Source organism: Streptomyces sp. NBC_01478 (assembly GCF_036227225.1).
Lineage (GTDB): Bacteria > Actinomycetota > Actinomycetes > Streptomycetales > Streptomycetaceae > Streptomyces.
The window spans coordinates 2,593,004-2,616,497 of sequence record NZ_CP109444.1 but is presented as its reverse complement, the minus strand read 5'-3'; the positions used below and the strand labels follow the sequence as shown (position 1 = coordinate 2,616,497).

The 23,494-nt window shown below is 69.5% G+C and carries 21 protein-coding genes and 1 pseudogene; 12 read left to right on the top strand and 10 right to left on the bottom strand.

What is annotated here, in order from left to right; translation table 11 throughout:
- Nucleotides 1–180 precede the first annotated feature (180 nt).
- The 4 genes and pseudogenes from OG223_RS11740 to OG223_RS11725 form a co-directional block, all read left to right on the top strand.
- Nucleotides 181–1,479 (top strand): sensor histidine kinase, encoded by a 1,299-nt coding sequence (locus OG223_RS11740; RefSeq protein ID WP_329246229.1) that lies wholly within the window; start codon nucleotides 181–183, stop codon nucleotides 1,477–1,479.
- 2 nt (nucleotides 1,480–1,481) lie between these two features.
- Entirely contained in the window at nucleotides 1,482–2,162 is a 681-nt protein-coding gene (locus OG223_RS11735; RefSeq protein WP_443073707.1) for a response regulator, read from the top strand.
- Nucleotides 2,163–2,240: 78 nt separating this feature from the next.
- Entirely contained in the window at nucleotides 2,241–2,459 is a 219-nt protein-coding gene (locus OG223_RS11730; RefSeq protein WP_329246226.1) for a hypothetical protein, read from the top strand.
- Between the two features lie 1,423 nt (nucleotides 2,460–3,882).
- Nucleotides 3,883–4,758 (top strand): annotated as a pseudogene (locus tag OG223_RS11725) (reverse transcriptase N-terminal domain-containing protein); the annotation flags it as partial.
- A 122-nt stretch (nucleotides 4,759–4,880) separates the two neighbouring features.
- Here OG223_RS11725 and OG223_RS11720 read toward each other — a convergent pair.
- Genes OG223_RS11720 through OG223_RS11710 form a run of 3 tightly spaced genes read right to left on the bottom strand, consistent with a single transcriptional unit; the run spans nucleotide 4,881 to nucleotide 8,025 of the window.
- Nucleotides 4,881–5,870 carry a tyrosine-type recombinase/integrase gene (locus OG223_RS11720; protein WP_329246224.1) on the bottom strand — a complete coding sequence of 330 codons (990 nt, stop codon included), beginning with the start codon at nucleotides 5,868–5,870 and terminating at the stop codon, nucleotides 4,881–4,883.
- The gene (locus OG223_RS11715) at nucleotides 5,867–6,796 is read right to left on the bottom strand and encodes a tyrosine-type recombinase/integrase (RefSeq protein ID WP_329246221.1); all 930 of its coding nucleotides are present in this window, start codon (nucleotides 6,794–6,796) and stop codon (nucleotides 5,867–5,869) included. Before OG223_RS11715 ends, OG223_RS11720 begins: the two co-directional genes overlap by 4 nt.
- A complete protein-coding gene (locus tag OG223_RS11710; RefSeq protein WP_329246219.1) occupies nucleotides 6,793–8,025 on the bottom strand; it encodes a site-specific integrase in 1,233 nt (410 codons plus the stop codon). The genes OG223_RS11715 and OG223_RS11710 overlap by 4 nt, the downstream gene beginning before the upstream one ends.
- Nucleotides 8,026–8,194: 169 nt before the next feature.
- On the opposite strand from OG223_RS11710, the gene OG223_RS53935 reads away from it, so the two are divergent.
- The 6 genes from OG223_RS53935 to OG223_RS11675 all read left to right on the top strand — a co-directional run bounded on the left by OG223_RS53935 (nucleotide 8,195) and on the right by OG223_RS11675 (nucleotide 14,161).
- Nucleotides 8,195–9,070 carry a group II intron maturase-specific domain-containing protein gene (locus tag OG223_RS53935; protein WP_443073706.1) on the top strand — a complete coding sequence of 292 codons (876 nt, stop codon included), beginning with the start codon at nucleotides 8,195–8,197 and terminating at the stop codon, nucleotides 9,068–9,070.
- A gap of 203 nt (nucleotides 9,071–9,273) precedes the next feature.
- Nucleotides 9,274–10,302 carry an N-acetyl-gamma-glutamyl-phosphate reductase gene (argC, locus tag OG223_RS11695; protein ID WP_329246216.1) on the top strand — a complete coding sequence of 343 codons (1,029 nt, stop codon included), beginning with the start codon at nucleotides 9,274–9,276 and terminating at the stop codon, nucleotides 10,300–10,302.
- Nucleotides 10,299–11,453 (top strand): bifunctional glutamate N-acetyltransferase/amino-acid acetyltransferase ArgJ, encoded by a 1,155-nt coding sequence (gene argJ, locus OG223_RS11690; RefSeq protein WP_329246213.1) that lies wholly within the window; start codon nucleotides 10,299–10,301, stop codon nucleotides 11,451–11,453. The genes argC and argJ overlap by 4 nt, the downstream gene beginning before the upstream one ends.
- On the top strand, nucleotides 11,450–12,409 hold the full coding sequence (argB, locus tag OG223_RS11685) for an acetylglutamate kinase (RefSeq protein WP_329246210.1): 960 nt from the start codon (nucleotides 11,450–11,452) through the stop codon (nucleotides 12,407–12,409). The genes argJ and argB overlap by 4 nt, the downstream gene beginning before the upstream one ends.
- Nucleotides 12,406–13,602: an acetylornithine transaminase gene (locus OG223_RS11680; RefSeq protein WP_329246208.1), complete on the top strand. Its 1,197-nt coding sequence runs from the start codon at nucleotides 12,406–12,408 to the stop codon at nucleotides 13,600–13,602. The genes argB and OG223_RS11680 overlap by 4 nt, the downstream gene beginning before the upstream one ends.
- A 19-nt stretch (nucleotides 13,603–13,621) precedes the next feature.
- Entirely contained in the window at nucleotides 13,622–14,161 is a 540-nt protein-coding gene (locus OG223_RS11675; RefSeq protein ID WP_200684196.1) for an arginine repressor, read from the top strand.
- A gap of 83 nt (nucleotides 14,162–14,244) precedes the next feature.
- Here OG223_RS11675 and OG223_RS11670 read toward each other — a convergent pair whose 3' ends face one another.
- From OG223_RS11670 to OG223_RS11650, 5 genes are all read right to left on the bottom strand, one after another.
- Nucleotides 14,245–15,048 carry an FAD:protein FMN transferase gene (locus OG223_RS11670; protein WP_329246203.1) on the bottom strand — a complete coding sequence of 268 codons (804 nt, stop codon included), beginning with the start codon at nucleotides 15,046–15,048 and terminating at the stop codon, nucleotides 14,245–14,247.
- Complete coding sequence (locus OG223_RS11665; protein WP_329246200.1) at nucleotides 15,041–15,826, bottom strand: FMN-binding protein; 786 nt, start codon at nucleotides 15,824–15,826, stop codon at nucleotides 15,041–15,043. Before OG223_RS11665 ends, OG223_RS11670 begins: the two co-directional genes overlap by 8 nt.
- A 19-nt stretch (nucleotides 15,827–15,845) precedes the next feature.
- Nucleotides 15,846–17,228 (bottom strand): ferredoxin reductase family protein, encoded by a 1,383-nt coding sequence (locus tag OG223_RS11660; RefSeq protein ID WP_329246198.1) that lies wholly within the window; start codon nucleotides 17,226–17,228, stop codon nucleotides 15,846–15,848.
- Between the two features lie 78 nt (nucleotides 17,229–17,306).
- The gene (locus OG223_RS11655; protein ID WP_329246195.1) at nucleotides 17,307–17,777 is read right to left on the bottom strand and encodes an FMN-binding protein; all 471 of its coding nucleotides are present in this window, start codon (nucleotides 17,775–17,777) and stop codon (nucleotides 17,307–17,309) included.
- Between the two features lie 7 nt (nucleotides 17,778–17,784).
- Nucleotides 17,785–19,137, bottom strand: a complete 1,353-nt coding sequence (locus OG223_RS11650) for a ferredoxin reductase family protein (RefSeq protein ID WP_329246192.1) — start codon at nucleotides 19,135–19,137, stop codon at nucleotides 17,785–17,787.
- A gap of 151 nt (nucleotides 19,138–19,288) precedes the next feature.
- Between OG223_RS11650 and OG223_RS11645 the strand changes: the two genes are divergently transcribed.
- Nucleotides 19,289–20,026 carry a response regulator transcription factor gene (locus tag OG223_RS11645; protein ID WP_329246190.1) on the top strand — a complete coding sequence of 246 codons (738 nt, stop codon included), beginning with the start codon at nucleotides 19,289–19,291 and terminating at the stop codon, nucleotides 20,024–20,026.
- Entirely contained in the window at nucleotides 20,026–21,543 is a 1,518-nt protein-coding gene (locus OG223_RS11640; protein WP_329246188.1) for a sensor histidine kinase, read from the top strand. The genes OG223_RS11645 and OG223_RS11640 overlap by 1 nt, the downstream gene beginning before the upstream one ends.
- A gap of 49 nt (nucleotides 21,544–21,592) precedes the next feature.
- On the opposite strand, the gene OG223_RS11635 is transcribed toward OG223_RS11640, so the two are convergent.
- Together OG223_RS11635 and OG223_RS11630 are read right to left on the bottom strand one after the other, a co-directional pair.
- Nucleotides 21,593–22,315: a L,D-transpeptidase family protein gene (locus OG223_RS11635; RefSeq protein ID WP_329246185.1), complete on the bottom strand. Its 723-nt coding sequence runs from the start codon at nucleotides 22,313–22,315 to the stop codon at nucleotides 21,593–21,595.
- A gap of 129 nt (nucleotides 22,316–22,444) precedes the next feature.
- Nucleotides 22,445–23,305, bottom strand: coding sequence for a hypothetical protein (locus tag OG223_RS11630; protein ID WP_329246182.1), 861 nt, complete (start codon nucleotides 23,303–23,305; stop codon nucleotides 22,445–22,447).
- Between the last annotated feature and the right edge of the window lie 189 nt (nucleotides 23,306–23,494).

Sequence of the window (23,494 nt, the reverse complement as noted above, 5' to 3'; positions counted from 1 at the left end):
TGTCGGCCCCGCGAACCTAGAGGCTGCCGCGTATGGGGCGCGTCGGCCGCGGAACCAACAACAGGCCCTTCCTGCGGAGGATTCGGCCGCGGAGTCATCCCTGAGAAGTAGGCCTCTTGGGCAATGCCCTGGCCGGACAGGCGGACGCGGGCCGGGCGGAGAGCGCAGCACAATGCACGAGTGGAGACGGAAGACCAGCGCAGCCGGCATCAGCAACTCGTCGACGCGCTACGCCCGGAGGCGAAGGCAGCCCCGCTGTCACGGCGAGCGGTGCGCGCCGATGTGGTGCTGGCGTTCGTACTGACCGTCATTGCCCTGTTTGTGGCGGTGCGCTATCCCGGCGACGGGCCAGTGAACATCAACCCGCCTACGGTGGACGTCGGGACCGGGGTCCCGGCCCCGCCCTCGCCGCCCGACCCTGGTCAGGTGCCCGTGAAGGAAGAACCCTCCTCCGTGCCCTGGGCCCTGGTCGTCCTGTCGACGCTGCCGCTGGCAGCCCGGCGCCGGTATCCGCTGACCTTGTTCGTGGTGGTGCTGGGCGCGGCACTGGCCATCGGCAGCTCCGCCTCCTGGATCACCGTCCTGGCCTGTGTCATCGGCGCCTACAGCGCTGTCGTATACAGCCGTTACCGGATAACGGCGATCGCCGTCCTGGTGATCGCCGCCGCGCTGTCCGGCTTCACTTTCCGCAACGCGGAACCCTTGCTCCCCGGATGGTCCAGCCCGGGATTCGTGCTCCTGGTGGCCGGGATGCTGGCCAGCCTCGTCCGCTTCCTGCAACTGCGGCTGGACTCCAGCCGGGACCGGATGACAGAACTGCAGGCCGCTCAGGAGGAGGCCACGCGACGCGTCGTCGAAGAGGAGCGTGCCCGCATTGCCGCCGAACTGCACGACGTCGTGACCCACAATGTGAGCGTGATGGTGATCCAGGCAGGCGCGGCCCGCAAAGTGATGGACGTGGAACCCGAGCAGTCCAAGGAGGCACTGCTGGCCGTCGAGGCGGGCGGCCGGGCCGCCATGGCCGAACTGCGCCATGTGATGGGCCTGTTGGCCGCCGCGGACCACGAGAGGCCCGACGGCCTGGAGCCCCAGCCCGGGCTCGCGCAGCTCGACGCGCTGGTCGCACGGGTACGCGCCGCCGGGACGCCCGTGAGCGTCGAGGTGTCGCTGCCACCGGAACCGCTGCCACCCGGGATGGACCTCGCGGCGTATCGCGTCGTACAGGAGGCGCTGACCAACACGATCAAACATGCGCGCGGCGCGCAGGCGTCCGTCGCCATCGGATACACCGACGACGGGCTGGAGATCGAGATCACGGACACCGGCGGCGCCAAGGAATCCCCGCCTGTGCAGAGCAACGGCCGTGGCCACATGGGACTGCGCGAGCGGTTGGCCGTCTATAAGGGCGAGCTGACAGCCGGGCCGACAAAGGCCGGCGGATACCGGGTCACGGCCCGTATCCCGCGGAGCACCGTATGAACATGGAACAACCACCGCTGCGCGCCGTCATCGCCGACGACCAAGCCCTCGTACGCACCGGTTTCAAGATGATCCTGGCCGCGGACGGCATCGAAGTGACGGCCGAGGCCGCCGACGGGGCCGAGGCTGTCGCAGCGGTTCGCCGTACGCGGCCCGACGTCGTCCTCATGGACATCCGGATGCCCGAGATGGACGGCATCGAGGCCACCAGGCGCATCATCGGCGACGCCGGCCCGGCCGGAACGCGGGTCATCATCCTCACCACATACGACCTCGACCACTACGTCTACGCCGCGCTCACGGCCGGCGCCAGCGGCTTCCTGCTCAAGGACGTCACCCCCGAACATCTGGTCTCCGCCTTACGCCTGGTGCAGACCGGCGACGCTCTCCTCGCGCCCGCAATCACTCGTCGGCTGATCGAGCGGTTCGCCCATCACGACGAACCGCAGACCATCGCCGCGCACCGCGATCTGTCCGACCTGACCCCGCGCGAGCTCGAGGTGCTCCGCCTACTCGCGACGGGCCTCAGTAATGCCGAACTCGCTTCCCGGCTGTTCCTCAGCCCGACCACGGTCAAGAGCCACGTCGGCCGCATCCTGTCGAAGCTGGACCTGCGCGACCGCGTCCAGGCCGTCGTCTTCGCCTACGAGACGGGTCTGATCGCCCCGGGCCGTGGCGCCTAGCTCAAGCGTATGCCCAGCATCCCGGATAGGACCCCACGACTCCCACACTGAGATACAAAGCCACCCTGGCCTCGTCAGATGGAGGCCGCCCGACGGCCGCCGACGAATTCCGGTGAGAGCCTCGCGCGCCTGGTTCACCAGGGCGGAATCCGGACCGTGCTCGCCTACCAAGTCGTTGTACAGGCTGCCCAACTCCTGTACCGCCTCCGCGAAGCGGTGCACATCGCGCAGCAACAGTCCTACGTGCAGGCGCACCTCAAGGACCACGGTGTCCGTGGGTGCGCGGTAGGCGCGTAACTGGGCCGGTTCGCGTTGGAGATCGCCCAGTGCGCGTTGGTGTTGGCCGAGTCCGGTCCGACAACGGGCGGCCTGGATGCGGCAGGTCAGGGCGTCCTCAGCACCCTGCGCGCCGAGGAGGTCGAACTCATGAGCTAGGACCTCGTAGACCGGCAGCGCCTCGCTCAGTCGACCTGCCTCGAACAGAGCCTGTGGTGTCCAAGGCGGTCGGTGTGCCCTTCCGTACTGACCGCGGCTTGGGGGGCACATGGCGAACGCCTCTCGACGCGACTGCCGGAACTCGAGGTGTGTCGGGGCCAGGCATAGGGACCGGGGGCACCGTCAAGGTCGGCAGGCCGGGGAAGGAGAGGTACCCGCGACGCTGGTGCGGCAGGCCGGGGCGGTGCCGCTGCTTCGCTCGCCACGTGAACCCCCGCATCGGCCGGGACGACAGCACCGGTACGTGAGCCATATCCCGGATCGGCCGGCAAACCCTGCCGTCGCCCACCTGCTGTGTCGAGCTCCACCGACGTACCCAGTCATCCCCGAGCCTCAGCCGATCCCGCAGCCCGACGTCTCTGTCGTACGCCATCGCAAGCTGGTCCGGATGACTTGAATCCGACGGGATCTTCGCAATCGTCGCCTCGCCCACTCACCCGGGGCGGCACCACTCGTCCGGCAACGGGGCGCTTCTTCGGCACCGACCGCAACACAGCGTTACCGGGCCAAGCTGTGCCAACCAGCACTCTCCATGTGCCAACTGAAAATCTCGGTGTGCGACACGAGGTCGTACCAAGTAAGTAAGGACAGCCGTATGAAGGGATGTTGATGAGGCTGGACTTCGGGCCAGTGTCCAGGGCCCGTCCCCGCGCTCCCATGCGTCGCTGGTAACGGCGGGGTGTGAAGCGGAGCGTTCAAGCCCAAGGGCGTCCCGGCCATCGGGGTGCAACAGGTGAGGGGAAGGCTGGACGGGCGAACGCAAGTGAACCCTCGATGATGCCTCGTGACTTTAAGACCGCGTCGATGGCGTGTTGGCGGCGGTCACAGGACCCGGTGCTGCAAGGCACCAAGCGACCTCCGGGTAACTGAGCCTGGAGGGAGGACACCGCTGGTCCCGGGGTAGAGGGGGCGCCCACCCCAGCCGCGTCTCACTGGTGCGGAACGTGGAAACCCCGACGGGGTCCGAGCCTCGGCTTGGTAGGCCGACCGCAAGGAAGGCTGAAGTCCCCGGCGGGAGAAGGAAGATCCAAGAAGCGAAGGCCGGCAGGCCGAAAGGCCAGAGGAAACCGGGAGATCGGGACCTTCACCCGCTCCCGCATAACTCGCCGGATACGGGCCCTGGTGGCCCGGCCCGAAAGGGCGCCCACGTGGATCAGGTGAGCCTTTGAAGTCACCACTGCAAGGACGCTCGAACCGAGGGACAAGTTAGACACCGGAGGCGAACATGGAGATCACGGCACCTGTCGTGACGTCCTCGCCTGCGGTGAACGGACCCGAGGACGACTTACTCGACTGGCACGGCATCGACTGGGCCACCTGCGAGGAGAACGTACGGCGGCTGAGGCAGAGGATCTTCAAGGCAACGCAGGACGGGGACCTCAGGAAGGTCCGCAACTTGCAGAAGCTCATGCTGCGAAGCCGCAGCAACACGCTGATCAGCGTGAAGCGGGTGACGCAGCAGAGCAGTGGTCGCATGACCGCTGGCATCGACGGGGAACGAGCCCTCACGCCCAAGGCGAGAGGCACGCTGGCGGCCGAGATCCATCGGTCGTCGAAGCCCTGGAAGGCCAGGCCGGTCAGGCGAGTGTTCATCCCGAAGAGCAATGGGAAACAGCGGCCACTCGGCATCCCGGTCATCCGTGACCGGGTCCTCCAGGCCCGCGTGAAGAACGCGCTGGAACCCGAGTGGGAGGCGCGGTTCGAGCCGAAGTCGTATGGCTTTCGGCCTGGCCGCAGCTGCCAGGACGCGATTACCTCGATCTTCTGGACGGTGAAGGGCAAGAACCCGAAGCGTCTATGGGTCCTGGACGCGGACCTGTCAGCGGCATTCGACCGCATCGACCACGACCACCTCATGACCATGCTCGGCCAGTTCCCCGCCAGGGATCTGATCCGCGGCTGGCTGAAGGCGGGCGTAATCGACCGCGGCCGGTTCGCACCGACCGAGGAGGGAACTCCTCAAGGCGGTGTGATCAGCCCGCTGTTGATGAATGTTGCTCTGCACGGACTGGAACAGGCCGCAGGGTGCCAATACACGGTTCGGGCCGGGCGTGAGCCGGGCGCGATGCCAGGCACTCCGGTGCTGGTGAGGTATGCCGACCTATGCCGAACTCGGCATAGGTCGGCTTATGCCGTGTGCCGGGTTATGCCGACTGCGGCGGCGGCAGCATGACGAGCCCTGTGCCTGCCTCAGAGCGGTCGGCATAACCAGTGGTCTCCGACTCAAAGCGTCTGGAGGAACGCCAGCAGGTTGTCCGGAGCGGTGAAACGTCCGGGCGTGCTGCCGGCGGGAGCCGTGCGCGCGAGCGCACGTTCTTTGATGCTCATGTCGGCGTGCAGATAGATTTGCGTGGTTTCAGTTGATTCGTGGCCGAGCCAGAGGGCGATCACGGAGACGTCAACTCCCGCGTGGAGAAGTGCCATTGCGGTGCTGTGCCGCAGGGTGTGCGGGGTGACGTGCTTGTCGGCCAGGGACGGGCAGGTGACTGCGGCGGTCCGCGTGTGCTTGGTGACGAGGGCTTCGACGGCGTCTCGGCTGAGCGGAGTGCCGCGGCGGGTCGGGAACAGCGGATCTCCTCGCTCGCCGCCTCGCTCCTTCAGCCAGGTCTTGAGCACCTTGACGGTGTCGCTGGTCAGCGGGGTGCACCGGTCCTTGCGTCCCTTGCCGTGGCAGCGCAGATGGGGGCCGGAGCCCAGATGGATGTCCTGAAGCGTGAGACGGGTCAGCTCGCTGACGCGCAGTCCGGTGTGGACGTCGGTCAGGAGCAGCGCATGGTCACGACGTCCGGTCCAGGTGGTGCGGTCCGGTGCTGCGACCAGAGCGTCGGTCTCCGTGGTGGTGAGGTAGTTGACGATGGCCCGGTCGAAGCGTTTGGGCGGAATCGCCAGCACCCGCTGGATCACCGCCGCATGCTCGGGCGCCCGCAGGGCCGCGTAGCGGAAGAACGAGCGGATCGCGGCGAGACGGACGTTGCGGGTCGCCGCCGTGTTGCCGCGGACGGTTTCCAGATGCTGGAGGAACGCGCCGATCGTCGGTGCGTCCAGGTCGGCGATGCTCAAGCGGGTCGGCGGTCGGCCGGTGCGCCGCTCGGCGAAGCCGAGCAGGAGGGTGAAGGTGTCGCGGTAGGCCGCAATGGTGTGCGGGCTGGCCTGGAGCTGAAGCATCAGCTTGTCGGTGAAGAAGCCCTGTAGCAGGGGTGCGAGGTCGCTCACGGCCGGCCTCCGAAGCTGTGCTCCAGGCGGGCCGCGGCCAGGGATAGGAGTTCCGGGGAGCCGGAGAGATACCAGTAGGTGGACTTCGGGTCGGCGTGACCGAGGTAGGTGGTCAGCAGTGGGAGCTTCGCCTGGACGTCCGCGCCGTCGCGGTACCACTGCAGCAAGGTCGTGGTCGCGAAGGTGTGGCGAAGATCGTGCAATCGGGGCCTGCGGCGGCCTTCACCTGCGGTGATGTCCGCCGCGGACAGTAGTTTGACGAAGGTGCGCGGGAGGTTGTGGGAGTCGAGCCGGGTGCCGCGGGTGGAGACCAGGAAGGCCGCCGTGCTCGGGGCGGGCCGCTGGAGATCACGTTGCCGGGCATACCTCCGCAGTGCCGTGACCGTGCTGGCATGCACCGGGACCTGCCTCGACTTGCCGAACTTCGTCTCCCTCACGGTGAGAAGACCACCAGTGAGGTCGACGTCGGTGCGGTCCAGGCCGCAGGCTTCGGACGTGCGCAGGCCGCTCACGGCCAGCAGGCCGATGAAAGTGTGCCAGGTGAGGGCCCGGAAGGCCGAGCTCAGGGCACTCGTCGCCGCGAGCAAGCGGTCCAGCTCGGCGGGGGTGAACAGGTGCGGGGTGATGCGCCGGTAGTGGTGCGGCAGGGCGTCATCGGGCGGGATCTCGGTCGCCGGTTCCAGGGTCTTCAGGTGCCGGGCGAAGATCCTCACGACCATCAGCCGCCGGCTCCAGTGCACTTCGTCGCTGCTGCGGGGCGTATCCGTGGCCCAGACGAGCGCAGACCGGGTGGTCAGGACGGTGTCGCCTGTGTCCTCCAGGTAGTTAATGAAGCTCATCAGCTTCTCGCCGAAGGTGGTCAGCTTGAATCCCAGCCGTCGGCGCATGGCCAGGTACTCCTGTGCGTGCTGTCGAAGCGTGGTCACCGGGCACCGCCTTCCGGCCACGTCTGGGCCAGGGACCGCAGGGCTTCATGGTCGACTTTCGCGTAGATGGTGGTACTCAACTGGCTGCGGTGACGGAGCACTTGGCCGACCTCGGGCAGCGGGGCCCCGGCCCGCAGGATGGTGGTGGCCAGGGTGTGGCGGAGCCGGTGGGCTCCCAGCCGCGGCAGTCCGGCCCTCTCGCAGGCCCGCCCCATGATCGCCCGGATACAAGCTCCGGTCAGTGCCTGATAGGGAGCCCGGGCGGTGAGAAACACGGCCGTGGCCGAACACCGGGGACGGTCTTTCATCAGGTAGTCCGCGAGCACCTCGCCGACCTTGGGCGTCAGTGGCAGCCGCTCGACGCGGGAGCCCTTGCCCCGCACTGCGATCTCACCCGCGTGCCAGTCGATGTCGCTCAGCTGGAGGGCGGCGGCTTCCGCGCCGCGCAGCCCGAGACGGGCGAGCACTGTCAGCACTGCCCGATCCCGCCGTCCCGCCGCGCTCTCCGGGTCCGGTCCGGACAGCAGCGCGGACACCTGCTGTGATTCCAGTCCACGGGGCAGAGAACCGAGCCGCCAGCCCGCCACCGCGGGAACCGACCCGGTCAGCGGTGCCGGGATCCGGCCGTCCACGTGCAGGTAGCGCAGCAGCGAGCGGACCGCGGTCACCAGGGCTTTCGCCGACCACACGCTCTCGGCGTCCGCGGCGTGCCGCACCATGAACGCGGTCACCTGCGCGGCATCCAGCCGAGCCAGCGAGTCGTCCAGCGGATCCGGCAGCGCAGCAAGGAACTTGCGGGCCTGGCCGCAGTAGCAGCGGACCGACTCGTCCGCCAGGCCCCGCTCCCCGCGCAGGTAGGCACCGTAGTCCGCCAGCACCTCCTGCACCGCGTCGCCGCCGGCCTCGACCGGAACCGGAACCGCGCCGATGTGCCGCAGCACCTTGATCACTGCCCCCAGAGACCGCCGGGCCACCGGCTCGGAGGAGCACACCGCCCGCCGGAAGGCCAGAAACTCCTCCACCCTCGACGCCGACAGCCCAGCCACGGCGAGCTCACGCCGGTCCATCCACAGGCTCAGGCGCCGCATCATGAGCACCGCGTCCCTCACCGACGACTCCGCATACCCTCGGGACGCCAACTCCGTACGCACCAGCGACTCGTACGGAGCCAATGGCCCCGTCACCACCAACGGCACCGGCCCACGGCGCCGCTCTCCGATCGCATCCATGGCCTTCTCCTGTCTGCAGGTAACTCGCCTGCTCAGACAGGGATACGAGCCGCCTCGGGCAGAGGCCGCCGGTTATGCTGAAGCTTTCGAAACCAGACCCCAGGTCCGTCACGCTGTCGCCGCCGCAGTCGGCATAACCCGGCACACGGCATAAGCCGACGACTTCGTCGTGCTCTGCCACGACGAGGAACAGGTGCACCAGGTCAGGGCTCGGCTGGAGGACTGGCTGGAGCCGAGAGGTCTTCGCTTCAACGAGGAGAAGACCAAGGTCGTTCACCTCGATGAGGGGTTCGACTTCCTCGGCTTCACCGTCCGCCGAACGGGCGGAAAGCTGATCATCAAACCGAGCACCGCAGCCTGCAAGAGGCTCCGGGCGCGACTGCGGACCGAGGTTCGAGCCCTGCATGGGGCGAATGCCGAGGCTGTGTTGCGCAGGCTGATCCCGATCGTTCGCGGTTGGGCGGCCTACTACCGGGCGGTGGCGTCCACGACGACGTTCTCGTCGCTGGATCACTACATGTGGCGGCTGACCTTCAAATGGGCCAGGCGTCGTCACCGCAACAAATCGAGGTACTGGGTCGTGGACCGGTACTTCGGCAGGTTCCACCCGTCCCGGCGAGACCGGTGGGTGTTCGGCGACCGCGACAGCGGGGCCTTCCTCATCAAGTTCGCCTGGACCGGCATCGTCCGCCACTACCCGGTCAAGGGCTCGGCGTCTCCGGACGACCCCGCTCTGGTTGAGTACTGGCGGGACCGCCGTCGCAGGAAAGCGCCGCCGCCGATGGACAAGACGAGTCTTGTGCTGGCGGTCCGGCAGCAGGGGCTCTGTCCTCTCTGCAAACAGGCGCTGATCGTCGGAGCCGAGTACGAACCGGACAGTCCACGCGAGTGGATCAACTGGTTCGCGGCCTCGAAGAAGATGCTCCACAAGCATCACTTCACCTACCGGCGAGACGGCGGCACGGACGAGCGGAACAATCTTCGCCTCGTGCACTCCGAATGCCACCGCCAGCACCACGCTAGCGACGGCAGACGGGCCACATGACCCTGCTGACCTGCGAAGCCCGCGTGGCTTGCTTGAGCCGGATGCGGTGAAAGTCGCACGTCCGGTTCTGAGGGGGCCGGGGATCAGTAATGGTCTCCGGCTACCCGACCACAGCCGTCACGGACCACTCCTCATACCCATGGCCCTGGATTGCATAAACGTGCAGCGATACGTATAGTCATGCCATCGATGAGGAGGGTTCCATGGCGGTACGTGCGGCAGTGGCCGGAGCGAGTGGATACGCGGGTGGAGAACTCCTGCGTCTGCTCCTGGCCCACCCCGAGGTCGAGATCGGTGCGCTGACCGGCAACTCGAACGCCGGGCAGAAACTCGGCGCGCTGCAACCGCATCTGCTGCCGCTCGCCGGTCGAGTCCTCCAGGAAACTACCCCGGAAGTCCTCGCCGGACACGACGTCGTCTTCCTCGCGCTGCCGCACGGCCAGTCCGCCGCCGTCGCCGAGCAACTCGGCCCGGACGTCCTCGTCGTCGACATGGGCGCCGACTTCCGGCTGAAGGACGCGGCCGACTGGGAGAAGTTCTACGGCTCCGCACACGCCGGCACCTGGCCCTACGGCCTTCCCGAACTGCCGGGTGCCCGCGCCGCGTTGGAGGGGTCCAAGCGCATCGCGGTGCCCGGTTGCTATCCGACGGCCGCCTCGCTCGCGCTCTTCCCGGCGTACGCCGCCGGGCTCGCCGAGAACGAGGCCGTGATCGTCGCCGCGTCCGGGACCTCGGGTGCCGGCAAGGCGCCCAAGGCCCACCTCCTGGGCTCCGAGGTCATGGGCTCCATGTCGCCGTACGGCGTCGGCGGCGGCCACCGGCACACCCCCGAGATCATCCAGAACCTGGGTGAGGCGGCCGGCGAGACCGTCACCGTCTCCTTCACGCCCACCCTCGCGCCGATGCCCCGCGGCATCCTCGCCACGTGCAGCGCCAAGGCCAAGCGGGGCGTGACGGGCGAGTCCGTGCGCGCCGCCTACGAGAAGGCCTTCGCCGACGAGCCGTTCGTGTACCTCCTCCCCGAGGGGCAGTGGCCGGCGACGGCGTCCGTCTACGGTTCCAACGCCGTTCAGGTGCAGGTCGCGTACGACGAGGCCGCGGGCCGCATCATCGCGATCAGCGCCATCGACAACCTGACCAAGGGCACCGCGGGCGGTGCCGTCCAGAGCATGAACCTCGCCCTCGGGCTCGACGAGACCACCGGGCTTTCTACGATCGGAGTCGCGCCGTGAGTGTGACGGCAGCACAGGGATTCACGGCCGCGGGCATCGCCGCCGGGATCAAGGAGAACGGCAACCCGGACCTGGCCCTCGTGGTCAACAACGGGCCCCGCCTCGCCGCCGCGGGCGTCTTCACCTCCAACCGCGTCAAAGCCGCGCCGGTGCTGTGGTCCGAGCAGGTGCTCAAGGGCGGCCAGGTCTCCGCCGTGATCCTCAACTCCGGTGGCGCCAACGCCTGTACGGGGCCGAAGGGCTTCCAGGACACGCACGCCACCGCCGAGAAGGTCGCGGACACGCTCGGTCTGAACGCGGCCGAGGTCGCCGTCGCCTCCACCGGGCTCATCGGACTGCTGCTCCCGATGGACAAGCTGCTCCCGGGAGTCGAGGCCGCCGCCGGTCAACTCTCCGCGCACGGCGGCGAGAAGGCCGCCATCGCCATCAAGACCACGGACTCCGTGCACAAGACCGCCGTCGTGACCACCAAGGCCGGCTGGACCGTCGGCGGCATGGCCAAGGGCGCAGGCATGCTCGCCCCCGGCCTCGCCACCATGCTTGTCGTCCTCACCACCGACGCCGACGTCGAAAGTGACGTACTGGACACGGCACTTCGGGCCGCCACCCGCACCACCTTCGACCGGGTCGACTCCGACGGCTGCATGTCCACCAACGACACCGTGCTGCTGCTCGCCTCCGGCGCCTCCCAAGTCACCCCGGAACACGCCGAGTTCGCCGAAGCCGTCCGCGCCGTCTGTGACGACCTCGGCCAGCAGCTCATCCGCGACGCCGAGGGTGCCAGCAAGGACATCAAGGTCGAGGTCGTCAACGCCGCGAGCGAGGACGACGCCGTGGAGGTGGGCCGGTCCATCGCCCGCAACAACCTCCTCAAGTGCGCGATCCACGGCGAAGACCCCAACTGGGGACGGGTGTTGTCCGCGATCGGCACGACGAAGGCCGCCTTCGAGCCGGACCAGCTCAATGTGGCGATCAACGGCGTCTGGGTGTGCAAGAACGGCGGAGTCGGCGAGGACCGCGACAAGGTCGACATGCGCTACCGCGAGGTGCACATCGTCGCCGACCTGGCCGCCGGCACCGAGACGGCCACCATCTGGACCAACGACCTCACCGCCGACTACGTCCACGAGAACAGCGCGTACTCCTCATGAGCACTACCCGCAAGCACACCGCGCTGCCCAAGGCACAGATCCTCATCGAGGCGCTGCCCTGGCTGACCCGGCACAACGGCAGGACCGTCGTCATCAAGTTCGGCGGCAACGCCATGATCGACGAGGACCTGAAGGCCGCGTTCGCGCAGGACGTCGTGTTCCTGCACCACGCGGGCCTCAAGCCCGTCGTCGTGCACGGCGGCGGCCCGCAGATCAGCGCCGCCCTCGACCGGCACGGCATCGTCAGCGAGTTCAAGGCCGGCCTGCGCGTCACCACCGAGGACGCCATGGACGTCGTACGGATGGTGCTCGCGGGGCAGGTGCAGCGCGAGTTGGTCGGGCTGCTCAACCAACACGGGCCGCTCGCCGTCGGGTTGACCGGCGAGGACGCGCACACCATCACCGCCACCAAGCATCTGCCCGAGATCGACGGGGAGTTGGTCGACATCGGGCGGGTGGGCGAGATCACCGCGATCGACACCGGCGCGATCGAGGCACTGCTCGCCGACGGCCGTATCCCGGTCGTCTCGTCGATCGCGAGGAGCGAGGACGACGGACATGTCTACAACGTCAATGCCGATACGGCGGCTGCGGCACTCGCTGCTGCGCTGGGGGCCGAAACCCTCATGGTCCTCACGGACGTCGAGGGTCTCTACGAGGACTGGCCCAACAGCGACGAGGTGATCAGCCGCCTCACCGCCTCCCAACTGGAGAAGCTGCTCCCGGAGTTGAGCTCCGGGATGGTGCCGAAGATGGAGGGCTGTCTGCACGCCGTGCGCAACGGCGTGACCACCGCCCGCGTCATCGACGGCCGGGTCCAGCACTCGATCCTGCTGGAGATCTTCACCGACGAGGGCATCGGCACGATGGTCGTGCCGGACGAGCTGCCCGACCCGAAGCCCGCCAAGAAGAAGTCCGCCAAGAAGGCCGGCAAGAAGCAGGGGGATGCCGTATGACCGGGACCGTGACGAATGCGGAGCTGACCCAGCGCTGGCAGGGATCGCTCATGAACAACTACGGCACCCCGAAGCTCCCCCTCGTCCGCGGCGCGGGCGCCAAGCTCTGGGACGCCGAGGGCAACGAGTACACCGACTTCGTCGGCGGTATCGCGGTCAACGCGCTCGGGCACGCCCACCCGGCGATCGTCGAGGCCGTCAGCAAGCAGATCGCCGAACTCGGCCATGTCTCCAACCTGTTCATCGCCGAACCGCCCGTCGCCCTCGCCGAGCGGCTGCTTGAGCGCTTCGGCCGGGACGGCAAGGTCTTCTTCTGCAACTCCGGCGCCGAGGCCAACGAAGGCGCCTTCAAGATCGGCCGGTTGACGGGCCGTCAGCACATGGTCGCCACCCAAGGCGGCTTCCACGGCCGGACGATGGGCTCCCTCGCCCTCACCGGCCAGCCCGCCAAGCAGGAGCCGTTCCTGCCGCTGCCCGGCGATGTCACGCACGTCCCGTACGGCGACGCGCAGGCCCTCGCGGCCGCCGTCACCGACGACACCGCGCTCGTCATCATCGAGCCGATCCAGGGCGAGAACGGGGTCGTCGTACCGCCCGCCGGTTATCTGAAGGCGGCCCGCGCGATCACCGCCGCGCACGGCGCGCTGCTGGTCCTGGACGAGGTGCAGACCGGAGTCGGCCGTACCGGGCACTGGTTCGAGTACCAGGCCCACGAAGGCGTGCTCCCCGATGTCGTGACCCTCGCGAAGGGACTCGGCGGCGGACTGCCGCTCGGCGCCACCGTCGCCTTCGGACGCGCGGCCGACCTGCTCCAGCCCGGCCAGCACGGCACGACGTTCGGCGGCAACCCCGTCGCCTGCGCCGCCGGACTCGCCGTCCTCGACACCATCGCGAACGAGGGGTTGCTGGAGAACGTCAAGCGGCAGAGCGAGAAGTTGCGCGACGGGATCGAGTCGCTGGGCCACCCGCTGATCGATTATGTCCGGGGTGCGGGCCTCCTCCTGGGTATCGTGCTCACCGAGCCGCTCGCGCCCCAGGCGCAACAGGCGGCTCAGGACGCCGGTTTCCTGGTCAACGCGCCCGCTCCCGATGTCGTACGGCTGATGCCGCCGCTGAACCTCGGCGACGACGACACGGACGCGTTCCTCCGGGCGCTGCCCGGTGTCCTGGACGTGGCCAAGGGGGACGGATGATCCGGAGAATGAGTCGACGATGAGTCAGGCGCAGGAGCACGAACAGTCGGCGGGGCCGGCCGTGCCGCAGACCCGCACCGCCCGCCACCGGCGGATCGTGGACATCCTCAACCGGCAACCGGTGCGTTCCCAGAGCCAGTTGGCGAAGCTGCTGGCCGACGACGGGCTGAGCGTCACCCAGGCGACGCTCTCCCGGGACCTGGACGAGCTGAACGCGGTGAAGATCCGCAACAACGACGGCGACCTCATCTACGCGGTCCCGAGCGAGGGCGGCTTTCGCACCCCGCGCGTGCCGCTGGGGGAGTCGGCGAAGGAGGAGCGGATGCGGCGGCTCTCCTCCGAGCTGCTGATCTCCGCCGAGGCCTCCGCCAACCTCGTGGTCCTGCGCACCCCGCCGGGCGCCGCCCAGTTCCTCGCCTCGGCGATCGACCAGGCGGAACTCCAGGACATCCTCGGCACCATCGCCGGCGACGACACGCTCCTGCTGATCAGCCGGGACCCGCTCGGTGGACAGGCCCTCGCGGACCATCTGCTGCGGCTGGCGCAGAACGACCACTGACGTACCCGTACGACCGTAGAACCACGAGTCGGGGGCGCACCGGAGGACCACTCCGGTGCGCCCCCGACTCGCATGGGGGTTCCCTAGCCCAGGCGGGACGCCAGTCCGCCCGTGCAGCGGACCTCGTCGCCTGCCGTGATGAGCAGGGCTTCCACGTCCGGGAGCGATTCCAGCCAGGCCAGGCCCTCCCGCGAACCCATCGCGAACGCGGCCGTGGCCCAGCAGTCGGCCCAGGTCAGCCGGGGGGCCACGACGGTGACGGCGACCAGGTCGGTCACCGCGGACTTGCCGGTGGAGGGGTCCACGATGTGCGCCCCGCGCTCGGCCGTACCGGAGGTGGCCACGGCCAGTTCGTCGGCGCCCGCCGCGGAGATCACGGCCGCGAGACCGCCCGGGCGGAGCGGATCGGACACGCCGACCCGCCAGGGCCGGTGGGCTCCCGGGGTGCCGAACATCTGGACGTCACCGCCGCCGTTCACGCTGACCCCGCTCACCCCGGCCGCCGCCGTGATCAGCTCGGCCGCCCGCTCGGCGGCCCAGCCCTTCACGATGCCGGTCGGGTCGAGCCGTCCCTCGTACGTCGTGCTGAACCAGCCGGCGCTCACCCGCTCCGCCTCGGCGCCCAGCTCCAGCACCTCGGCGACCTCGGCGTCGCACTCGGCCACGGTCAGCTCGCCGCGGGCCAGCCGGGAGACCTGGCTGTCGTCGCGGTAGGTGCTGAACACCTCGTTGACGCGGTGCAGTTGGGCGACCGCCTGGTCCAGCGCGGTCCGGACGGCCTCCGGCTCCCCGCCGCGGATGTCGAAGGAGAACACCGTCCCCATGACCTCCTCGGCGTGCCGCAACACGGCGGGAGCCTCCGCGGGATCGGTCACCGTGTCAGCCACCGGCCTTGTCCAGCGCCGACTGCAGGGACTTCTTGTAACCGCCGCTCGTGTACGACGCACCCGACACGGAGTCGATGTTCGCGCTGCCCGCCGCGACGGCCTCCTGGTTGAGCTTGGGGATCGCCAGCGCCGTCTTCTGGTCGCTGGTCCCGCCGCTCGGGGCCTGCACGGCATCGGCCTTGGTGATCTTGCCGCCCGCGACCGTGATCCGGACCTGGACCGGCCCGTACTCGGTCGTCACGACGTCACCGGTGACGGTCTTGGCCTGCGCGGCCTGGCCCGACCCGGCGGCCGAACTCTGGGACGGGGCGGCCGTGTTGGCGCCGGCGGCCTTCATCTTGTCGATGGCCGACTGCAACGACTGCTTGTACCCGCCGCTGGTGTACGTCGCCCCGGACACGGACGTGATGTCCGCGCTCTGCGTGGCGACGACCTCCTGGTTGAGCTTGGGCACGGACAGCGCGGTCTTCTGGTCGCTGGTGCCGCCCTTGGGCGCCTGGACGGCCTCGGCCTTGGTGATCTTGCCGTTGGCGACCGTCAGCCGTACCTGGACGACCCCGTACTGGGTCTGGGCGACGGCGCCCGTGACCGTCGAGGTCCCGGCCGCCGCGGCACCGCCCTGGGGCGACTCCTGCGCGGCGGCGGCCCCCTGGGCCGCTCCCTGCGCGGACGCCGAGGAGGAGTCGGTCGCCGGCTTCAGGGAGAGCAGCAGAACGATCCCGGACACGGTGGCGGCGCTCGCGAGCAGAACACGCCGGATGGGGTGGCTCTTCTTCATTGCTCCTGACTCCCGTCGCTCACATCTCGAACGACTCGTGATGGATACGGCGGGCGGGGACCCCCGCGCCGCGCAGTGCTTCGTAGACCGACTGCGCGAAGCCGGGCGGCCCGCACATGAAGACGTCGTGGTTGTCGATGTCGGGCAGCTTGCGGCGCAGGGAGTCCGCCGAGATGTCGGGGCGCTCCCCGTCGGGGCTGTTGACCGCGTACATCAGCCGGGCGCCGCGCTCGTCGGCGATCTTCGCCAACTCGTCCCACAGCGCGAGGTCCTGAGTGGTGTTGGCCCGGTAGAGCAGCGTGATGTCACCGGCCGCACCGGGCAGCGTCTCGAACAGCGCCCGCATCGGCGTGATGCCGACGCCGCCCGCGACCAGCAGCACCTTGCCGCGGGTGCGCCGCTGCGAGGTCAGCGCGCCGTAGGGGCCCTCGGCCCACACCCTGGTGCCGGGCCGCAGTTCGCGCAGCCGGGCGCTGTGGTCGCCGATCGCCTTGACCGTGATCCGCAGCATGTTCGGGCGGGGCGCCGCCGACAGCGAGTACGGGTGCGAGCTGAACCGCATCCCCGGTGCGAGGAACCGCCACCGGAAGAACTGCCCGGCCTCCGCGCCCATCCGGTGCAGCTTGCGCCCGCCGATCAGCACCGACACGATGCCGGGCGTCTCCTCGATGACCGCCTCGACCCGCATCCGGTGCCGCATGTTGAGGCGGATCGGGGTGAGGATCCGGTACCAGACCACCAGCGCGGTCACCGTGCCGTACAGCCCGTACCAGACGGTCTTGGCGATCGGCGTCAGCGCGAAGTCGTTGCCGGTGGTGATCTGGTGCCAGAAGGTGAAGAACACCGCCGCGTACGTCAGCAGGTGCACGTGGTACCACAAGTCGTACGGCAGCCTGCGGCGGACGGCGCCGATCGACGAGAGGCCGATCAGGAGGAACAGGCCGGTGCCGATGGCGGCCTTGCCCATGTCGGGCAGTTGGTTCACCGAGTCGATGGTCTGCTGGACGATGTCGCCGAGCGTCTTGCCCGCCTGGAGGGCGTAGCCCCACATGATCAGGAAGACGTGCGCGAAGACCAGGCAGAGCGTGTACCGGCCGCTCATCGCGTGCCAGCGGGCGACCCGGTCGGAGCCGACCCGGCGCTCCAGGGCGGGCACGCGGGCCATCTGGAGCACGACGAGTGCCATCAGATAACCCGCCAACAGGCCGGTGATACGGCCCGCGTTGAGGATCTTGCCGTTCTGGTCGGCGATGGACGGCGTGTTGTGCCACCACATCCACAGCACCCCGACCGCGCCCGCCCAGACGGCGAGCAGCAGCAGGGTCGCTGGGGAGCGGCGCGGGCGGATGCGGCGCATCGTCTGTCGGCGGGCGGCACGTCCGCCTGCGAGCGTGGTGGTCACGGTTCCTCCGTGGACGGGGCACAAGGGGGGGTGGCGTGGTCCCTTGGCCCTGAAGTACGTGCCGTGGAGGCTGTGCGTTCAGAGGCCCGCGGAGTCCAGTGCGGACTGGAGTGACTGGCGGTAACCGTCACTTGTGTAGGTGGCTCCCGACACCGTGTCGATGCTCGCGCTCTGCGCGGCCAGCGCCTCGCTCTTCAACTCGGGCAGGGCATAGGAGTTGATCTCCTGGTCGCGCGGATTGTCCGAGGGGTACTGGACCGCGGTGACATCGGTGATCTTGCCGTTCTTCACCGTGATCTTGACCTGTACGGGACCCCAGCGGGTCTGCGCGGTCTCGCCGGTGACGGTCTTGGTGCCGGTCGCGGTCGAACCGCTCGAACCCGTACCGGAGCTGGCGCCGGAAGAGCTGGACGCGGCCGGCGCGGGCGCCGCCGCGATCTCGGGCGCCGTGTGCGGCTTCAGGGCCAGCAGCATCACCAGACCGGACGCGGTGACCGCGCTCGCCAGCACGATCCGGCGCAGCGGACGGTTCTTCTTCAACGGATGCACGACAGCCTCACAGCTCGAACGACTCGTGGTGGATACGGCGGTCCGGCACACCGGCGGCGGACAGCGCCCCGTACAACTCCTGGGCGAAGGCGTGCGGACCGCAGATGTACACGTCGTGCCCGGCGAGATCGGGCACGGCCTCGCGCAGGGACGTGGCGGTCAGCAACGGGCGTTGTCCCTGCGGCCCGTTGAGCGCGTACAGCACCTTCGCCCCGCGCCACTGCGCGATCGCCTCCAACTCGGCGCCCAGCGCCAGGTCTTGAGCCGTACGCGCCCGGTACAGCAGCGTCACGTCACCGGGCAGCGTCTCGAACAGCGCCCGCAGCGGGGTGATGCCGACGCCGGCCGCGATCAGCAGCGACTTGTGCGTGGTGCGCCGGTCGGCGGTCATCGCGCCGTACGGCCCCTCCGCCCACACCCGGGCACCCGGCCGCAGCAGGGCTATGGCGGCACTGTGGTCGCCGAGCGCCTTGACGGTGATCCGCAGCAGGTCCCGGCGGGGCGGCGCCGACAGCGAGTACGGCGTCGACGTCCAGCCCATGCCCTCGCCGAAGAACCGCCAGCGGAAGAACTGCCCCGCCTCCGCGCCGAGTTCGTCGACTCGCCGCCCTCGTACGACGACGGAGTACACACCCGGCGCCTCCCGGTGCACCGACTCCACCCGCAGCCGGTGCCGCAGGTTGAGCCGCACCGGGGCGAGGATCCGGTACCAGAGGACGAGGGCCGCCACACCGAGGTACAGGCCGTACCAGGCGGCCGTGGCTCCGGCGTGGCCGTTGAACTCGTTGCCCAGGCTCAGTTGGTGGAAGAAGGTGAGGAACACGGCGACGTACGTGAGGAGATGTACGTAGTACCAGAACTCGTAGCTGAGCCTGCGGCGCGCGGCGCGGGCCGAGGTGATGCCGACCGCGAACAGGATGACCGCGCCGAACGTCGCCTTCAGCATGTCCGGGTAGTCCAGGACCACCGTGACCGTCTCGTGCACGATCGAGGCACGGTCCTGGGCCGCGTAGCCGAGCAGGATGAACACGACGTGCACGACCAGCAGGCAGATCGTGTAGCGGCCGGCCATCGCGTGCCAGCGGGCCACCCGGTCCGAGCCGACCCGCCGCTCCAGCAGCGGCACCCGCGCCATCAGTCCCACGAGCACCGCGCAGGCGTACCCGCACAGCAGCCCGGCGATCCGCCCGACCCCGGTCAGCCAGCCCGCGGCCCCGACGACCGAGCCGGTGTCCGCCCACCAGAGGGCGACCGAGGCCGCCGCTCCGGCCCAGATCAGCCCGAGCACCGCGCCCGCCGGCGAACGCCGGGGAGCCGGCGCCACAGGCGGTGCCGTCCGCCGTTCGTACACGGTGGTCATGTGTGTGTCCTTTCACCCGTCCTGCACACAACTGTGCGGGCCGAACCTCTGAGGGATCTCTGAGCGGGCGCCTTTCTCAGCTTTCTCAGAGGAAACTCAGAGGCCCTCACGGCGGCCGGGGGCGCCGTGAGGGGTGATGCTGGTAAGTGCCATGAACACGAATCGCTCCGGCCGACCGGCCCTCACCCGCCCCGACGGCACCCCGGTGCGCGTCCTCGTCGTGGACGACGATCCCGACCTGGCCGAGGTGCTCTCCGGCGCCCTGCGCTACGAGGGCTGGGAGGTCCGCACGGCCGGCGACGGAGCCACCGCGCTCGTCGGCGCGCGGGAACTGCGGCCGGACGCCGTCGTCCTGGACGTGATGCTCCCGGACACCGACGGCTACGCCGTACTGCGCTCCCTGCACGAGGTGAAGCCCGACGTCTGCGTGCTCTTCCTCACCGCCCGGGACACGGTCGAGGACCGTATCGCCGGCATCACCGCGGGCGGCGACGACTACGTCACGAAACCCTTCAGCCTGGAGGAGGTCGTCGCCCGGCTGCGCGGACTGCTGCGCCGCGCGGGCATGGCCCGCCAGCAGGAGGAGGGTCCCCGGATGACCGTCGGGGACCTGGTCATGGACGAGGAGGCCCGCGAGGTCACCCGCGCGGGCGACCTCGTCGAGCTGTCACCGACCGAGTTCGAACTGCTCCGCTTCCTGATGCGCAACCCGCGCCGCGTCCTCAGCAAGGCCCAGATCCTCGACCGCGTCTGGTCCTACGACTTCGGCGGCCAGGCCCATGTCGTCGAGCTGTACATCTCGTATCTGCGCAAGAAGGTGGACGCGGGCCGCGCGCCCATGATCCACACCGTGCGCGGGTCCGGGTACGTGCTCAAGCCGGTCGTGTGATGGGCCGGGGACTGCGAGCCGTCGGGCGCAAGCTGGGGCGAATGCCCCGGCCGCACACCCTGCGGGCGCGCCTCACGGCGGGCCTGGTGGTGCTGCTCGCGGTGAGCTGCGCGGCCGTCGGGGTCGCCGCGGTCATCGAGCTGGACGGCTTCCTCACCGGTCGCCTGGACCAGCAGCTGACCGAGGTCGGGACCCAGTTCCCGGCCAGCCTGGAGCACAAGGGCCAGACGCTGACCGACCACGACGCCGACGACCGGGAACGCGGCGACACCCGCAGGCAGGCACCGGGCACGTTCGGCGCCCGCCTGGTCGACGGCACCGTCACCAACGCGGCGGTCGTGCCCGCCGACAAGGACGACGCCACGACGGACCTGAAGGTCGCCCTGACCGCGCGGGACCGGCGGGAACTCGCCGCGGTCCCGGTCGACGGCAGGTCCCACACCATCCACCTCTCCTCCCTCGGCAGGTACCGCGTCCTCGCCGCCGATGGCCGGGACGGCGACGTGATGATCACCGGCCTCCCGCTGGAGTCGGTGGAGGCCGCCGTCCACCGGCTGGAGGCGGTCGCCGCGATCGTCTTCGGCGCCGCCCTCCTGATCACCGGGTTCGCGGGCGCGCTTTGGGTGCGCTGGTCGCTGCGGCCGCTCAGCCGGGTCGCCGACACGGCCACCCGGGTCAGCGAACTCCCGCTGGCCAGCGGTGAGGTGACGCTGCCGCCCCGGGCACCCGAGTCCGACCCGCGCAGCGAGGTGGGCCGGGTCGCCGGTGCCTTCAACCGCATGCTCGGCCATGTCGAGGACGCGCTCACCCACCGGCACGCCAGCGAGGAACGACTGCGGAGCTTCGCGGCCGACGCCAGCCACGAACTACGGACCCCGGTCGCGTCGATCCGGGGCCACGCCGAACTGGCCCTCCTCCACCCGGACCCCGTCCCGCCCAAGGTGACCCGGGCACTGGAACGCATCGAGGCCGAGTCCGCGCGGATGGGCGTGATGGTCGACGAGATGCTCCTCCTCGCCCGCCTCGACGCGGGCCGCCCCCTGGAACGCAGCCCCGTCGACCTGACCCGCCTGGTCCTCGACGCCGTCGCCGACGCCCGCGCCGCCGGCCCCGACCACCGCTGGGCCCTCCAACTCCCCGAGGAACCGGTCACGGTCACCGGCGACGCCCACCGCCTCCAACAGGTGCTGGCCAACCTGTTGGCCAACGCACGTCTGCACACACCTGTCGGCACGAAGGTGACGGTGTCGGTGGAGGCGGGCGCCGAGGCGACTTCCCTGGTGGTCCACGACGACGGCCCGGGCGTCCCGGCGGAGGTTCAGCCCGGCGTCTTCGAACGCTTCACCCGGGCGGACCGCCGCCGGACGGAGGGCGGGGGAGGGGCCGGCGGGGGAGCGGGCCTGGGCCTGTCGATCGTGGCGGCGGTGACGGAGGCGCACGGGGGGAGCGTGCACTTGGACAGCAGCCCGGGCTCAACGACGTTCACGGTCCAACTCCCCTCTAGGGGAGCTGCTTAGGTGCGCGGGGCTGTATCGATGTGCGGCTCCGCCGCGTGGGCGCGGCGAATCAGTACCGAGTGATCGACGTAACCCCACTCACCGTCCCGATAGCAATATGCGGCGCCCGCCCAGGATCAACCCACCGCAAAATCTGACGCATCGCATCCACCGGCACAGACACACAACCGGCAGTGGCCCCCCGCCCGTTGACATGCAAAAAGATCCCGGCCCCCCGCCCCTTCACCGGCTTGGCGTAGTTGAACCCAATGACGACCCCGTACGCATACTGAGCCGTATAAGAGACCAACCGCTCGGACTCGGACGCCCGACAATCACGAGCCAGTGGCTCACTCCACCGGTTGTAGACCCGAGACCGAGTGTCCTCACACCACCAAGAACTCGCGTTCACCCGCCGGTACTTGACGCGAGTCCCACTCGGCGCGGCTTTGATCCCGAAGGCATACGGCAGGTCGTACAACCCGGTGGGAGTCGTGTTGGACCCCTGCTTACGAGCCCGCCCTTCGACGAGCCCCTTCGCCCCGAACCGAGCCGCGGCGGAACCGACCTTCCCCCACTTCCCGTCCCATCGCCGCTCCCACCAACTGAGCGTCCCCGTCGTGGAGTTGGCCCGTGGTGCCTCGGCGAGGATCAACTGACCGCCACCCCCGGTATCCGCGAGCGACGAGGGTGACGAGGGCGACGGAGACTCCACGGCGAGCGAGGGCACCGCTCCCGCACCGAGCAGCAGAAGAAGGGACGCGGACACAAGGGCGAGGGCACCGGGACGCATGGCTCAGACGCTAGAGCGCGCACACGCTGACGGCACCTCATATGGGCCGAACAGGCAACGCCCCGCTCCGGACATCACCGTGGCCGCCCCGGCCGGCGTTCATCGGGGCGGCCACGGCTGCCTGTCACGTCACTTGGTGAGCGTGCAGGCGGCCAGGGAGTCGAGACCGGTGGGCTTGGTGCCCTGTCGCCCGATGGAGATGGCGATGCGGTCGATGGTGGAGACGCGCTTGTCCTTCAGCGGGCCGAGGATGGCGTTCTGGACGAAGTTGGCGCCGCCCTGTCCGACGGTGTCGACGAGTCGCTTGTTGGCTTCGGCGATCTGGGTGTCGAGGAGGGCGAGGTTGCGGTCGACCTCGGCCTGCGCGGAAGCGGGGACGGCCGGGAGCTGCGACTTCACGTCCGGGCAGGAGATCGTCCCGACCGCACTCGACGCGTCACCGGTGTCCTCCGTGCCCCCGGCCGCCTCCGTGGCGGCAGCCGTGGCGCTCGGGGCCGCGGTCGCGGTGTCGTCCGTCGCACCGGTGGAACCCGTCGCGCCGGCCGCGTTGAGGGCGCAGGTGGCCAGGGAGTCGAGACCGGTGGGCTTCGTACCTTGGCGGCCGATGGAGATGGCGATGCGGTCGATGGTGGAGACGCGCTTGTCCTTCAGCGGGCCGAGGATGGCGTTCTGGACGAAGTTGGCGCCGCCCTGTCCGACGGTGTCGACGAGTCGCTTGTTGGCCTCGGCGATCTGGGTGTCGAGGAGGGCGAGGTTGCGGTCGACCTCGGCCTGCGCGGAAGCGGGGACGGCCGGGAGCTGCGACTTCACGTCCGGGCAGGAGATCGTCCCGGGGTCGGACAACGTCCGGGCGCTCTGCGCGGTGCTGCTCTTGTCCGGCGTCCCGGCAAGAGCGGTACCGGCGATGACAGCACCGGTGAGCGCCACGGCGGCGGCACCGCCGATGAACACGACGCGACGCTTGTTGTACTTGGGGAGAGCCCTGGACATGCGAATGCCTCACTCGGGTCAGGGGTGAACTGGGGGTGACTCGTGGGGGGAAACGCGGCGCCTGCGTTCGGCGAGAGGTACGGGAAAGCGGTTGCTGATGTTCAAGGTCTTTTCAAATTGACGAATCATGCAGAGCTCTGCATAATCATGCAGGCGAGGCAATGCACGACAATGCAGGGGCACCACAGC